Here is a 13,734-nt window from a genome sequence, read left to right on the forward strand (position 1 = left end):
AGCATCGAACGGCGGGAGCGGAACACACACACAGAGTTTCAGCCGATCTGATGTACCCGGAGCCACCTCGCAGGCGGCTTCATCAGTAACCCCGGCGATGCACGCCAACCAGGAGCAGTGGAAATGAATCTCTTTAAAGCTTGTCTAACGCTTGCCACGGCAGTGAGCCTGATCGCCGCGGCGACGTCGGCATCCGCGCAGTCCCTCAGGAATATTGTCCTGGTTCATGGCGCGTGGGTTGATGCGTCGGGATGGAAACCGGTGGCGGAGATTCTCATCAGAGACGGCTTCAATGTGACCATGGTTCAGGAGCCTGAAACCTCATTTCAAGAGGATGTTGCCGCGGCAAAGCGGGTTCTCGACCTGCAAGACGGTCCAACGCTACTTGTCGGTCACAGCTATGGCGGATCGATCATTACCGAGGCCGGTGTGCATCCGAAGGTCGTCGGTCTGGTCTATGTAGCTGCACATGCACCTGACGTGGGTGAAGACGAGGCAGCACTTGGAAGGAAAACGCCAAGTGTCCTCGCGAAGACGGAAGGTGCGATCATGAAGACGCCTGATGGATTCACCTATCTCAATCCTGCGCTGTTCCCGAAGCTCTTTGCACCAGATCTGCCCCGAGAGCGCGCAGAGTTCTCGGCGCGCTCCCAGGTGCTGGCTGCAGCCAGCGTGTTCAGCACTCCGTTGACCGCCGCCGCATGGAGGACGAAGCCGAGTTGGGGAATCGTCGCTGGCAATGACCAGATCATCAACCCCGAACTCGAGCGCTGGTACTACACGCGTGCCAAGAGCCAGATGACTGAGATCAAAGGAGCTAGTCATTCGGTCTTTGAATCTCACCCCAAAGAGGTCGCACAAGTAATTGCAGAGGCTGCCAGGAAGGCGCCCAGGCAGTAGTGCGGTCCACACGCGAGATCTGTCCAACGCAGGAGTTGACGGCGATGACTAACTGGCAAAGTGCTCGGCAAGCGCGGGACGCCCGCCTCGAAGCGGGGGCCCGGATTGCGAACGGGAAGATTGTCGCCGTGCACGACGCGACTCGACTGTTGGAGGCGGTCATGCGGCCCGGTGACAAGGTTTGCCTGGAGGGGGACAATCAGAAGCAGGCTGACCTTCTGTGTGCCGCGCTCCTGGCCGTTGACTTCTCTAAGGTGAACAGTCTGCACATGGTGCAATCCGGCGTCGTGCTGCCCGAGCATCTTGATGTTTTTGATCGCGGCGTCGCGAAGAAGCTCGACTATGCCTACTCTGGCCCGCAGGCTGCGCGCATCGCGACCATGCTGTTTGGAGGAAAGATCGAGTTGGGCGCGGTCCATACATACCTTGAACTCTTCGCGCGCTACTTCATCGATCTGACGCCGAACGTAGCGCTGATTGTCGCCGTCAGCGCCGATCGGGATGGCAATCTCTACACCGGCCCGAACACAGAGGACACACCGACCATCGTGGAGGCGACGGCCTTCAAGGATGGCATCGTGATTGCGCAAGTCAACGAGATTGTGGAGAGGGTTCCGCGCGTCGACATTCCTGCAGATCGCGTTCACTTCGTCGTCGAGGCCGGTAAGCCGTTCTTCGTGGAGCCACTCTTCACTCGGGACCCCGCTGCAATCACGGAGACTCAGATTCTGACGGCCATGCTGGCGCTCAAGGGCGTTTACGGGCCTTACGGTGTCCGCCGACTTAATCATGGAATCGGCTTCAGCACCGCGGCGATCGAACTCCTGTTGCCGACATACGGGGAGAGGCTCGGCCTGAAGGGCAAGATTGCGACGCACTTTGCCTTGAATCCGCATCCCGCGCTCATTCCTGCGATCGAATCTGGCTGGGTGACGCAGATCCATTCGTTTGGCTCTGAGGTCGGCATGGAGGATTACATCCGTGCGAGGCCGGATGTCTACTTCACCGGGCCCGACGGCTCCCTTCGATCGCACCGCGCCTTTTGTCAGGTCGCCGGGCACTATGCCTGCGACATGTTCATAGGTTCGACGCTGCAGATCGACCTGCAGGGAAACTCATCGACGGTCACGACCGCGCGCATCGCGGGGTTCGGTGGAGCGCCAAACATGGGTGCGGATGCTCGTGGTCGGCGGCATCCTAGCGAACCGTGGATCCTGGCCGGTCGGGAGGCGAATCCCGATTCGCCGGCTCCGTTGCGGCGCGGTCGCAAGCTCGTAGTGCAGATCGGCGAAACATTCGGGGAAAAGAACGCGCCGCTATTTGTCGAGAAACTGGACGCGATCTCGCTAGCGGAAAAGCTCAATCTCGAACTTGCGCCCGTAATGATCTACGGCGACGACGTTACGCACATCATTACCGAGGAAGGGATTGCAAATCTCTTGCTTTGCCGAAGCCCGAGTGAACGCGAACAGGCAATTCGAGGCGTCGCGGGTTACACAGACGTCGGTCGCAGACGGGATAAGAACCAGGTTCAGCGATTGCGTGAAAGAGGCGTGATTCGCAGACCCGAAGACTTGGGAATCGATCCATTGCACGCCGACAGAAACATGCTCGCGGCGCGCTCAATCAAAGACCTTGTGAGATGGTCGGGCGGCCTGTACGCACCACCATCAAAGTTTCGCAACTGGTAGGCGGGAGGGACGAGATGGAAAGCTTGAGTTTTCAACACGCGGCCCGCCGGCGGGCCGGGGGTACCAGGCAGATGGCCATCGTTGGGGTAGTGGCCTCGGGCAACTTGGAGGTGCTCGTAGAGCGCGTTCTGCCGAACTCGGAATGCCAGCTGGAGATCCGCACGGCGGCTGAGGGTTTCGGGGAAGTGTGGACGGCGGTGGCTGCAGACTTTGTCGAGCGCTATTCACCCGGCGGCCTCAGGTTCTCCGTTAACGATGGCGGCGCTCGCCCGGACACAGTCCTGCTTCGTCTGGCCCAAGCCGCCCGGTTGATGGAAAGGAGCGAGTCATGAATGAGCTTGCCAAGCAGGCGACGTCATCCGAGACCGATGGGACGACGAGTTGGTATGAAGCGTCAGCGCGCAGGCGGGTTGATCTGCTCTTCGATGCCGGAAGCTTCACAGAATTCCTCGGACCGGAGGTGCGGGAGGTTAGCCCGCACTTGAAGGTGTTCGATCTTCCTGAGCAATTTGACGACGGGATCGTCGTCGGGCGCGCCCGCTTGGCGGGTTCGGATGTCTACGTCGCCGCTCAAGAGGGCCGCTTCATGGGCGGCGCATTCGGGGAGGTTCATGGAGCCAAGCTGGTGGGTTTGCTGCGAGCGGTGCGAGACAAGAGGACGACGCCCTTGCTCATCCTGTTCGACACCGGAGGCGTGCGATTGCAGGAGGCGAATGCCGGGGAGCTTGCGATAGCGGAGATCATGCGCGCAGTGGTGGAGGCGCGCACCGCCGGCGCAAGGGTCGTCGGGTTGATTGGCGGCCGCGCAGGCTGCTACGGCGGCGGAGGATTGATCGCGGCGTGCTGCTCAGCGCTAGCTATATCCGAGCAAGGTCGCTTGGCGGTCTCCGGGCCTGAGGTAATCGAGACCAATCGCGGTGTGGAGGAATTCGATTCGCGCGACCGGGCACTTGTGTGGCGCACGATGGGCGGCAAGCACCGGAGATTGCTTGGAGGTACGGATGCATTCTGCGGCGATACCGTTCAAGACTTCCGAGCAACGGCGTTGGAGCTGTTGCGGCCTGCCTCGACATTTGGAATCAGCGTTCTACGTGCCGAGCAAGACCGACTCGAGGATCGGCTCGCGCGCTTTGGTGAGTGCTCTGATGCGGTGGACATATGGACGGCCATGGGCGTCCCGGACGCCGTGGCGATTCCTGCGATGTCGTCTGATCAGTACATCTCGCTTGCTGAAAGACTTGGGGAGACTTGCCGTGACGCTCGATGAGATCCTTGCCTCGCTCTTTCCGCAGGGCCATGACGTTGCAACGGACCAGGGCGTGGTTCGCGGAACGGGTTCGTTGAGATCTGGCGGCCGGATGCTCGTTATCGGAGTATCCGATCGCAAGGCGATCGGTATCGACGAGGCGATCCGACTTTCCGCGGAAGTGATGGGCTCGCTTGAAAACGGACGCGGTCCAATCTTGGTTGTTGTGGACAGCGATAGCCAGCGAATGAGCAAACGCGACGAGCTTCTCGGTCTGAACGAGTACCTCTCCCATCTCGCGAAGACGCTGCTTTACGCTGACCTCCATGATCGACCGACGATCGGGCTGCTCTATGGCCACACTGCTGCTGGCGCCTTCCTGGCATCTGCGATGGCAACGCGCGTCTTGGTGGGGCTGCCGGGGGCTGAACCTGTCGTAATGGATCTTCCGTCAATGTCCAAGGTCACAAAGCTCTCGATAGATGTACTGAAGGATAAAGCCAAGTCTACCCCTGTGTTCGCTCCAGGATTGCAGAACATGGTGGAGATGGGCGCAATTCAAGTCTTGTGGAACGATGCGACTCCGCTATCTGAACAGCTGGAGTCGCTATTGACAAGTTTGCCGGGCCCTGCTGACCGACGAGATGAACTTGGCAGGCAGCATGGAGGCCGGTTGAAGGCGGCTGATATCGCGGAGCGCGTTCATGATCTCGCACTCCAGAGGTCCTGATCGAACGGTACGACGTCACGATCTGGTTGTGGTCTGTCCATTGGCTTGGCGGGCGCAGATTGAGGCGCGAGAGGATGTGGCCAATGATCCATTGGTTGCAAGTTGGATCGACAGGCAATGGCCACTGGTTGGAAGGCGGTCCTTTGTTGGAGAAGGCGAAGGCGTTGCGTTGGGGCTGCCCTTGCCGCCGGTTGCAGGCAAGCGTCGACTGTCGTTTCTGATGCAGCATGCGGATATCGTTTCGGTGACTCGGCCGCCGCCTTTGAGCTGGGCTGGCCAAGCGGCACCAGCGGGATGGTGCCCTACGCTTGAGCGCATCTGCGATCTTGCGTCACGTTACGGATTCGACGCCAGGGTGTTTGGAAGCCTGGCATGGCATGCGCTCACAGGATTGGACTATTTGACTGATCGATCTGATCTTGATTTTCTGTTTCATGTTTCCGGCGATCTCGACCTTCTCCGACTGCATTCAGCTCTTGCGAAGATCGAGGCCGATGCGCCGATGCGTCTGGATGGGGAACTGGTTCGTGAGGACGGCGGCGCAGCAAATTGGCGTGAGTTTGGTTGCGGAGCGCGCGACGTCTTGGTGAAAAGCATCGACGGCGTTGGCTTGCTTCCACAGAGCCAATTCATTCTTGGATCGAGCCCATCGTGATATCCGGTTCGACCTTCCTCTCCGCTGAACCTAGGCGTGCGCAAGTCTGTCCGACTCGCGTCGCGACTGCTCAAGAACTTGCTGCGTCTGCTGCGGGCAGCCTCGTCCTTGAGCTGGAGACATGGCCCAAGCCTGGTCTGGTGAGCCACGTCGACACTGGAAGCCACGATGATATGGACGCCGAATCGTTTCGCCGGAGTGCAGCGGCGATCGAACCATTCTTCACCGCCATGGCAGACAACGGCGCTCGTGGCTGCGGCATGGGGCGCCTGCGAAGCATAGGGCTGGATGCAGAAGCCGCGATGCTGAGGGCGACTTCCGGAGTGAATACGCATCGCGGGGCCATCTTCGGCCTTGGGCTCCTTTGCGCAGCTGCCGGTGCCAGGGCCAGTGGCCGCGTGGATCGTGAGATGCATTTGGGAGCAGCTGTTTCACGACTATGGGGTGAAGAGATTGCGATGGGGCCGATTCTCTTGAACAGCCACGGCAGTTGGGCCTGCCGCAGTTATGGTGTCGGCGGTGCGCGGATGGAGGCGGCCACGGGATTCCCGAGTGTCTACGAAGTGGGGCTACCCGCCTTGAGGCGAAGCATCCTGGCATCACCGGGCGATCCGGAAGCCGCACGCGTCGAGGCATGCTTCTCCCTCATCGCGGCAGTCGAGGATACCAACTTGCTTCATCGCGGCGGGACAGCCGGCCTTCAGTTTGCTCGACGAGCGTCGCAGAGATTTCTCGATGAAGGCGGGGTCAGTAGGGCTGGGTGGCGTGCTTGTGCTGCATTGATACACGATCGTTTCGTTGCGCGAAGGCTAAGTCCAGGCGGCTCGGCCGACCTCCTGGCCATGTCACTCTTTGTCGAGGCGAACGAGGTGAGGTGATTCTGATGGACAACGCAATCCTCGTCGCGCTAGTTCCCGTCTTCTTTGTCATGGCCATCGGCTATGCCGCTGGCAGGCTGAACGTTGTTGACAACCACCAGGTTGGCAGCCTCAACGCCCTTGTCATGGATTTCGCTCTGCCGGCCTCGCTTTTTGTCGCCACTGCGTCCGCCTCGCGCAGCGAATTGCTGTCACAGGCCCCGCTTTTCGGAATTCTGGGTGCGGCGATGCTCTTGCTGTACTTCGCGACCTATTTCATACAGAGAATTTTCTCCAAGGCGAGCAAATCCGACGCCTCGTTGGAAGCCTTGACCATTGCCTTTCCAAATCTGGCCGGTGTCGGCCTGCCTATCGTCTCGGCCGTCCTGGGTCCGACGGGAATGGTGCAGCTGGCTGTGGCGCTGGCGGCGGGCTCCATTCTTGTGAGTCCAATCACGCTGATTGTCCTTGAGCTGGAAAGGGGAAAAGGTGCAGTCGGCGACGGACCTGTCGTGCGGACACTGAGGGCCTTGCGACGCGCGTTGACCAAACCAGTGGTTCTTGCGCCTATGCTTGGGATCCTGATTTCATTGTGCGGCTTGCAGTTGGGTGCAGTTATCGAGGCTAGTCTTTTGCTGATCGGGCATGCCTCCGCCGGCGTGGCGTTGTTCCTCACGGGGTTGATCCTCTCGGCTCAGGCATTTCGATTGAACTGGAGGATCGTCGCTGCTACGGGAATGGCCGATATCATTCGCCCCCTGGTGGCTGCGGCGATCGTTTTTTTGTTGCCGGTTCCATCAGAGATGGCAAAGGTAGCGATACTGCTTGCTGCCGTTCCATCGGGCTTCTTTGGTATCCTTTTTGCTGTGAACTACCGACTGGATTCGGCGATCACGGGCTCCATGGTGATTGCCAGTACTGTCTTCAGTATCGCGACGATGGCTGTTGTCATCGCGGTGCTCTTTTCTCGCTAGGTCTTGAATCGTGACTCTCGCGATTTTGTGTTCCGGGCAAGGGCGGCAGCACTCCAACATGTTCGCGTTGACTGCCGATGCACCGGAGGCGTCGGGCCTGTTCTCGCGGGGGGCATTCCTGCTCGGTGGTCGTGATCCTCGCGAGCTTGTAAAGACGGAGAGCCCGGAGGGGCTGCACCAGAATCGAGTCGGCCAGATACTCTGCGCCTTGCAGGCGCTCGCCGCAGCAGCGGCACTACGGTGTTCGATACACGGTCGGTTCATCGTTGCTGGGTATAGTGTCGGCGAGATGGCGGCTTGGGGTGTGGCGGGGCTCATTGAGGCGAACATGGTCTTGGACTTGGTGCGGCAGCGAGCTGACGCAATGGACGCAGCCTCACCCCGTGACGATGGACTTCTTTTCGTGCGTGGCCTTTCCCAGCTTTCGGTGTGTGCACTTTGTGCGCGCCACGATGTTGCCATTGCAATCATCAATCCGGGAGACGCCTTCGTTCTCGGCGGACGCCTGAGCGCGTTGAGATCGCTGTCCGATGAGGTCAAAGGGATGAGTGGGACGAGGGTAGTGGATCTGCCCATAGAGGTCGCATCCCACACCCCTAGGCTCGCCATGGCGTCGGCAGAGTTCCGAAAGATCCTGCGCGCCACTCCGGTAGCGTTTCCGAGCGATCTACGCACGCGCTTGCTTAGCGGGATCGATGGTGCTCCAGTGCTTGATGCTCAGACAGGCAAGGACAAGCTGGCCGACCAGATATCTCAAACGTTGCACTGGGCGGAGTGTCTTCAAGGTTGCATCGAGGGCGGAGCGAACAAGTTTCTCGAGCTTGGACCCGGTTCTGCGCTAAGCGATATGGTGGCCGGCGCGTATCCGGGCGTTTCGACTCGCTCGCTGGATGAATTCAAGACGCTCCAGGGTGCTCGCGCCTGGTTGTCGTCAACTTGAAAGAAACTCCGGCGAGGATCGTCCAGCTGTCGCAATTGATCGTCCGCTTTCGGCGCAGTCGCCGGCGCACCGCCGGAAATTTGAGCGGTGCGTTTCGCCCTAAGTGCCGGAGAGGTTGCGCAGGATGATGAGCTGAACGATCCGTCCATCGTGGACCGAAAAGTAGAGCGTCACTTCGAGAGGATTGGGGAGCCCGCGCTTGTCGAAGTCACCATCCATGTGCGCGGTCACTATCACTTGTTCGTACTGCGTGACGCTTCCGACTACTGTCATGGCAACGTGCGCACCGATGATGTCGCGCTCAGCCCATCTACGGATTGATTCCATACCCCAATAATCTACCAATTGATCATTGACGAGGGAATTTTCAGCGAATAGCTCCAGTAAGGCATAAAGGTCGCCTCTGTTTGTCGCCTCAATGAATGCTGCGACTAGCACTGGAAGCTCGGAGGATTGCATCGGTGTATCTGGGTGGCCTTGCGGACCAAGGTTCTATGGATGCGAGGAATCTTGTTCCAGACCGATCGCCCTCGGTGTTGTGTGTTGCAAAGCGTTGAAAAGCAGGGATGAACAGCGATACGGTGTACACGTTCTACTCCCGCTCGCGTCGCAGACACACCCGCAAAGGAGTTCTTATGAGTCTGACGTTCTGGCGCGCGGTCTTCTTTCGAGCCGCTTCGTCTGAACCTCGACTTGTGGGACCGCCGCCGGCATGAGCGTTGCACTGGAGGCGGCGCTGATCGCCGGCTTCGCTGTATCGGCCGGGTTCGCGGATTCCGAGAACTTTTCGGGCTGGGTCTTGGCCGCCAGCGTCTCGCCGACCTTGGGTTTGAGGGGGGTGGCTGCAGGCGGACAGCCAAGCTTTACAGTGATTGACACCTCTTGACTGGCGCGTCTTCGCGCCTCCGCCGATCATCGGCTTCATGAACCAAGAGGTCACTTCCCAGGAGACGGCTCAGAACGTGCCTCGAACGCGCAAGTGCGTTCATATGCTGTTGAATACGACGTGTCCCGGTACTTTGCTGCGCAGGCCAGGTGAGTGACCAGTTTCTCACCAGTCCCGCGGTTGTTCGGCGGCAGCACAGGGAGGAATAGATGAACCTATTCGCTGCACGGAATGTCGTCTACGCCTTGAACTGCTATGTCGCAGCCATGCTCGCGCTCGCGATCGCATTTGCCTTCGACCTGGAGAACCCATACTGGGCAGCGTTGACTGTCTATGTGACGAGCCAACCGCTGAGCGGGGTGGTCGGGGCAGTCTGGGGCCGTGCGTTCTACCGACTGCTTGGCACTGCTGCGGCGCTTTCCGTGGCCATCTTGATCATCCCGAACCTCGTGGATATGCCAGTCCTGATGGTTTCCGCGATTGGCGCGTGGGTAGCTCTGTGTACGTACCTTTCGCTGCTTGACCGTTCGCCGCGCAGCTACGCGTTCATGCTGTCAGGCTACACCACTGCTCTGGTGGGACTGCCCGTTGTGACCGATCCGTCCCGGATATTCGACACCGCAGTTGCACGGACCGAGGAGGTGGCGATCGGCGTTCTCTGCGCGGCAATCGTTCAGACCCTGTTCTTCCCGAGGCATGCCGGCGATCTGCTGCGAGCCAAGTTGCGCGCTGCGCTAAGCGATATGCAGGCGCTGATAGCCAGTGCACTGGACCAAGGGACTGACCCCTCGCACTCGGTGGCCGCAAGGAGAAAGCTGGCGGTCACATTGAGTGATATCCATGCTCTCAGCGACAACCTACGATTTGAGAATGCCACTGCCGGTGACAGCGCCGTGCTGGTGCGGGCGCTCGAGCAAGACCTGGTTGCGCTCGTGCCCTTGCTTAGCGCCGTGGGCGACCAACTGCCGGTGCTGCGCGGAGCGGGGTCGCTGCCTCCCGCGATGTCGATGGTGGCGGGAGAGGTTCGCGCTTGGGTGGTTGAGGATCCGGCTTCTGGGTCACCGCGTGCCAATGCCTTGATTGAGGCTTGCAGGTCTGCTGCGCCGACACTGGGGCCACATTCCTCTTGGATCGATATCCTCACAGCGAACCATTTTGTGCAGTTGGAGAGCCTCGTCATCGCATGGGATCGCAGCCTCGCGCTGTCGGACGCGGTGCTCAATCCCGGGGGGTCGCCTGCCACTTTGCCAATGCCTCGGGGCATTGTCCCTCGGCGGAGACTTCACGTGGACCATGGAATGGCGGCATACACGGGACTGGCGGCCGGCCTCGCAGTGGTGGCCGCCGGGGCCTACGCCATGACGATAGGCTGGTCGCAGGGGGCTGTGGCTGTCGGCATCACGGCGGCGGCGTCAATGGTCTTCGCGGTAGCCGACGACCCTACGCCGGCCCAACGGTTGCTCGCCTTGCTCACATTGGTAGCTGTTCCTGTAGCCGCCGCGTATCAGCTCGCCGTGTTTCCCCTGCTGGACGGTTTCGCCATGCTTGCCTTTGCCCTGTTTCCTTTTCTGATGCTCACGGGCCTCTTGCTAGCGACCCCCCAGTACGCGATGCCTGGCTTTGGGTTCGCTCTTGCCTCCCAGACCCTGATATCGCTTCAACCAAGCGCTCAGGGCGATCTCGTGACTGTCGTGAATATCGGCGTGGCGGTCGTGATCGGCGCCTTGATCGCGTTGTGGGTAACCCAGTTGATCCGCGTCGTACCGCCGCCGGTCGCTGTTCGAAGGATCTTGCGGGCTGGCTGGCGAGACATGGGCAGGCTGGCAGTAGGTTTTCGCCCGCTAAAACGGGGCGCTTGGGCCAGTCTCATGTTGGACCGCGAAGCGCTGCTGCAGCCACGGCTTGCGCGATCCGCTCAGGAAGGGAACCCGCTTGACGCGGATGTGGTCAGCGACCTTCGTGTTGGCATCCATGTCATCGGTCTGCGGGACGCGGCTCATGATGCCGCGACATTCGAGCGCGCCCCCCTTCACCGCCTGCTCACCGAGCTAGGCGCGCACTTTGGTGCGTTGGGCAGGGGCCGGGAGCCGGCGGATCCCATCAGTCTGCTGGCACGCATCGACGACTCGATTCGCTCGATGCTGGATGCCTCACGCTGCGCCGCACACGACCGGGCGGTCATCGCCAGCGTTGGCCTTCGCCGCAATCTCTTTCCGGAAGCGCCCGACTTTCGCTACGCAGAGGCAAGCGCATGATCGACGACATCAATCTCTTCGGCGTCTTCGTCAATGGGGCACTGGTGACGGCGGCGCTTGCGCTGCTGGTTCAGATGCCGATCAGGCGAGCGTTGATGGCGGCCAGAGTTTATCGATTCGTGTGGCACTCGGGGCTTTTCGATATCGCGCTCTTTGTGGTGCTGTGGGGAGCGGTCGGAGTTCTGATCTCTTCCTCCAGCGCGATACTCGGCGTTCTCTTGGCGTAGATCATGAGGCCGCTCAAGATCAGCTCCGCAGCGCTTGGTCGTGTGGTGGTAACTCTTTGCTTGGTAGCGCTGGCGGCATATGTGGGGCGCTGGCTGTGGGTGGAATACCGGGTTGAACCCTGGACGCGCGATGGTCGGGTCCGGGCAGATGTGGTGCAGATTGCCCCGGATGTATCCGGGCTCGTGACCGAAGTGCGGGTTCGAGACAATGCGTCGGTCGAGATTGGGGATGTTCTCTTCTTGCTGGACCAGCCCCGCTATCTTCAAGTGTTGGCACAGGCGAAAGCCGCTCACGACAGCTTGCGCGTCCAGCTGATGCAGGCCCGACGTGAAGACCGGCGAAATGCCGAGCTCGGCGATCTCGTCGCAGTAGAGGTTCGGGAACAGGGCCGTGCGAAAGTGGAGCAGCTCGCCGCGGCGCTTGCGCAGGGACAGGTGGCCATCGACACAGCGCGCTTGAACCTGTCCAGAACGGAGGTAAGGGCTTCCGTACGTGGCATCGTCACCAACCTTAACCTGTACCCGGGCTCCTATGCAGCCGCGGGGCATCCCGTGCTTGCGCTCGTGGATCGGGATTCACTGCACGTCGTCGGATACTTCGAGGAAACCAAGATCCCTCGTATCAACGTCTGTGATCCTGTCGCAGTCCGCCTGATGGGCAGCAGCCGCGTCCTCGCCGGTCGGGTGGACAGTGTGGCAGCCGCCATCGATGATCGCGATCGCTCCGCCAGTCTCAGCTTGCTTGCCAATGTGAATCCTACTTTCAATTGGGTTCGTCTCGCCCAGCGGATCCCCGTGCGGGTGCGTTTGGATCCGCTGACCGACGATGTGCGACTGATCATGGGACAGACGGCAACAGTCGACGTGCGACCGGCCGCGGTCCCGACGCCGGCGAAGGCTTGCACACACTCTGTACGAGGCCACTGATGCGACCCGTGTTCTTGACCGGATGGCTCGTCGCGGCGGCCGCGCTCACGGCTTGCGCAGGATTGACCGACCGGCCAACCCTGCCTTCTGCCATCGATCTGGGAGGAGCGGAGGGCGCGTTCCGCGGCAGCGATGCGTCTGCCTTCTCCTCGGACGCTGTGCCCGCCGACTGGTGGCGGCTCTATCAGGATCCGGTGCTCGATGCGTTGGTGCAGGACGCCATTGCCGCCAATACCGATCTGAGGGTGGCGGCGGCCAACCTGGCCAAGTCACGGGCCGCTTTGTCGCTGGCGGATACTGCGCGTGATCCAGCCACATCAGTCGGCCTAGGGGCGGGCTTTGAACGACTTTCCGCTGAAGAAGAACTCAAGGGCACTGACCCTCTTCCTAGCATATGGGTCTATGGCCTGACCGCTGCCGTTTCCTATCAGATCGATCTGTTCGGACAGGTTGCCAGGACAATTGAGGCTGCAGATGCGGACGTCGCCGCCACTCAGGCTGCTTATGACGCAGTGCGAGTGACCGTGATTGCCGAGACGACTCGTGCCTATCTGGCAGCTTGCTCCATGGCCCGGGAGCATGCCGTGGCCCGACGCCTCGTCGAGCTTCAAGCACGTCGGGTCGCGCTTACCCAGCGCCTGGTGAGCGGCGGTCGGGCCGTGGACTTGGATATCGCGCGTTTGTCGGCACAGGAGGACCAGATCCGGGCCAGTCTTCCTCCGCTTGTCGCGCGCAAGCAAGTGGCGCTCTACAGCCTCGCGGCGTTGACAGGCCGATCGCCTACCGGCTTGCCACCGGAAGTGGAAGGCTGTCTCCAGGAGCCCCGGTTGTCCAGCGCGCTGCCGATCGGCGACGGTAGCGCGCTGCTTCGACGCCGGCCTGACGTGCGGCAGGCCGAGAAGGCCCTTCGGGCCGCACATGCGCGCGTCGGGGTAGCGATGGGCGACCTTTATCCAAAGGTCATGCTGGGGGCTTCCGTCGGCTCGGCCGGTTTGATTCGTGATGCCTTCGATGCCGGAACCAACAAGTTCTCGCTGGGTCCGCTGATTACTTGGCAATTTCCCAATCGCAGCAGCGCGAAGGCACGGATCTCAGCGCAGGAGGCCGAGGAGCGCGCGGCCGCTGCCAGATTCGATGCGGTGATGCTGACGGCGCTTCGCGAGACGGAGAGTGCGCTGGTCGTGTATGCGCGAGATCTCGAATCGCGCGTCGCGTTGGATGCTGCGAACCGCAAGGCGCAGCGCGCTGCCTCTGACATCGAGAGACTCTTCGTCGCTGGACGACAGGGCGTCACCGCGGTGCTGGATGCCGCACGTACCAGTACCGAGACGGAACAAGCCGTCGCCGCCGCAGAGACTCGGCTTGCCGCTGACCAGGTGGCGCTCTTCCTGGCACTTGGTGGGGGCTGGAGCGGGCCGGACCTGCGGTGAGGTACCCTGCGGACGA

Annotated in this window: 14 protein-coding genes; 13 read left to right on the top strand and 1 reads right to left on the bottom strand. The window is 61.0% G+C overall.

From position 1 onward, the window contains the following. The first annotated feature begins 123 nt into the window (after positions 1-123). Genes QTI45_RS34820 through QTI45_RS34860 form a run of 9 tightly spaced genes read left to right on the top strand, consistent with a single transcriptional unit; the run spans position 124 to position 7,993 of the window. Entirely contained in the window at positions 124-900 is a 777-nt protein-coding gene (locus tag QTI45_RS34820) for an alpha/beta hydrolase (RefSeq protein WP_286657603.1), read from the top strand. 44 nt (positions 901-944) lie between these two features. Continuing rightward, positions 945-2,591: a malonate decarboxylase subunit alpha gene (gene mdcA / locus QTI45_RS34825; RefSeq protein ID WP_286657604.1), complete on the top strand. Its 1,647-nt coding sequence runs from the start codon at positions 945-947 to the stop codon at positions 2,589-2,591. 14 nt (positions 2,592-2,605) lie between these two features. Then, entirely contained in the window at positions 2,606-2,923 is a 318-nt protein-coding gene (mdcC, locus tag QTI45_RS34830) for a malonate decarboxylase acyl carrier protein (RefSeq protein WP_286657605.1), read from the top strand. Further along, positions 2,920-3,858: a biotin-independent malonate decarboxylase subunit beta gene (locus QTI45_RS34835; protein WP_286657606.1), complete on the top strand. Its 939-nt coding sequence runs from the start codon at positions 2,920-2,922 to the stop codon at positions 3,856-3,858. Before mdcC ends, QTI45_RS34835 begins: the two co-directional genes overlap by 4 nt. Beyond that, complete coding sequence (locus tag QTI45_RS34840; protein ID WP_286374263.1) at positions 3,845-4,567, top strand: biotin-independent malonate decarboxylase subunit gamma; 723 nt, start codon at positions 3,845-3,847, stop codon at positions 4,565-4,567. The genes QTI45_RS34835 and QTI45_RS34840 overlap by 14 nt, the downstream gene beginning before the upstream one ends. Beyond that, complete coding sequence (gene mdcG / locus QTI45_RS34845; protein ID WP_286657607.1) at positions 4,542-5,222, top strand: malonate decarboxylase holo-[acyl-carrier-protein] synthase; 681 nt, start codon at positions 4,542-4,544, stop codon at positions 5,220-5,222. The genes QTI45_RS34840 and mdcG overlap by 26 nt, the downstream gene beginning before the upstream one ends. Beyond that, positions 5,222-6,100, top strand: coding sequence for a triphosphoribosyl-dephospho-CoA synthase MdcB (gene mdcB / locus QTI45_RS34850; protein ID WP_444813344.1), 879 nt, complete (start codon positions 5,222-5,224; stop codon positions 6,098-6,100). Before mdcG ends, mdcB begins: the two co-directional genes overlap by 1 nt. A gap of 5 nt (positions 6,101-6,105) precedes the next feature. Further along, entirely contained in the window at positions 6,106-7,053 is a 948-nt protein-coding gene (locus QTI45_RS34855; protein ID WP_286657608.1) for an AEC family transporter, read from the top strand. Positions 7,054-7,063: 10 nt separating this feature from the next. Continuing rightward, positions 7,064-7,993, top strand: coding sequence for an acyltransferase domain-containing protein (locus QTI45_RS34860; RefSeq protein ID WP_286657609.1), 930 nt, complete (start codon positions 7,064-7,066; stop codon positions 7,991-7,993). Between the two features lie 99 nt (positions 7,994-8,092). On the opposite strand, the gene QTI45_RS34865 is transcribed toward QTI45_RS34860, so the two are convergent. Then, positions 8,093-8,452 (bottom strand): nuclear transport factor 2 family protein, encoded by a 360-nt coding sequence (locus QTI45_RS34865; RefSeq protein WP_286657610.1) that lies wholly within the window; start codon positions 8,450-8,452, stop codon positions 8,093-8,095. 636 nt (positions 8,453-9,088) lie between these two features. On the opposite strand from QTI45_RS34865, the gene QTI45_RS34870 reads away from it, so the two are divergent. From QTI45_RS34870 to QTI45_RS34885, 4 genes are read left to right on the top strand one after another with little or no spacing between them, the layout of a single operon-like run. Beyond that, the gene (locus QTI45_RS34870; protein WP_286657611.1) at positions 9,089-11,134 is read left to right on the top strand and encodes an FUSC family protein; all 2,046 of its coding nucleotides are present in this window, start codon (positions 9,089-9,091) and stop codon (positions 11,132-11,134) included. After that, positions 11,131-11,361, top strand: a complete 231-nt coding sequence (locus QTI45_RS34875) for a DUF1656 domain-containing protein (protein ID WP_286657612.1) — start codon at positions 11,131-11,133, stop codon at positions 11,359-11,361. Before QTI45_RS34870 ends, QTI45_RS34875 begins: the two co-directional genes overlap by 4 nt. Then, positions 11,362-12,288 carry an efflux RND transporter periplasmic adaptor subunit gene (locus QTI45_RS34880; protein WP_444813345.1) on the top strand — a complete coding sequence of 309 codons (927 nt, stop codon included), beginning with the start codon at positions 11,362-11,364 and terminating at the stop codon, positions 12,286-12,288. Beyond that, entirely contained in the window at positions 12,288-13,718 is a 1,431-nt protein-coding gene (locus QTI45_RS34885; protein ID WP_286657614.1) for an efflux transporter outer membrane subunit, read from the top strand. Before QTI45_RS34880 ends, QTI45_RS34885 begins: the two co-directional genes overlap by 1 nt. Positions 13,719-13,734: the final 16 nt, after the last annotated feature.

The sequence above is a fragment of the Variovorax saccharolyticus genome (genome assembly GCF_030316765.1).
GTDB lineage: Bacteria > Pseudomonadota > Gammaproteobacteria > Burkholderiales > Burkholderiaceae_C > Variovorax > Variovorax saccharolyticus.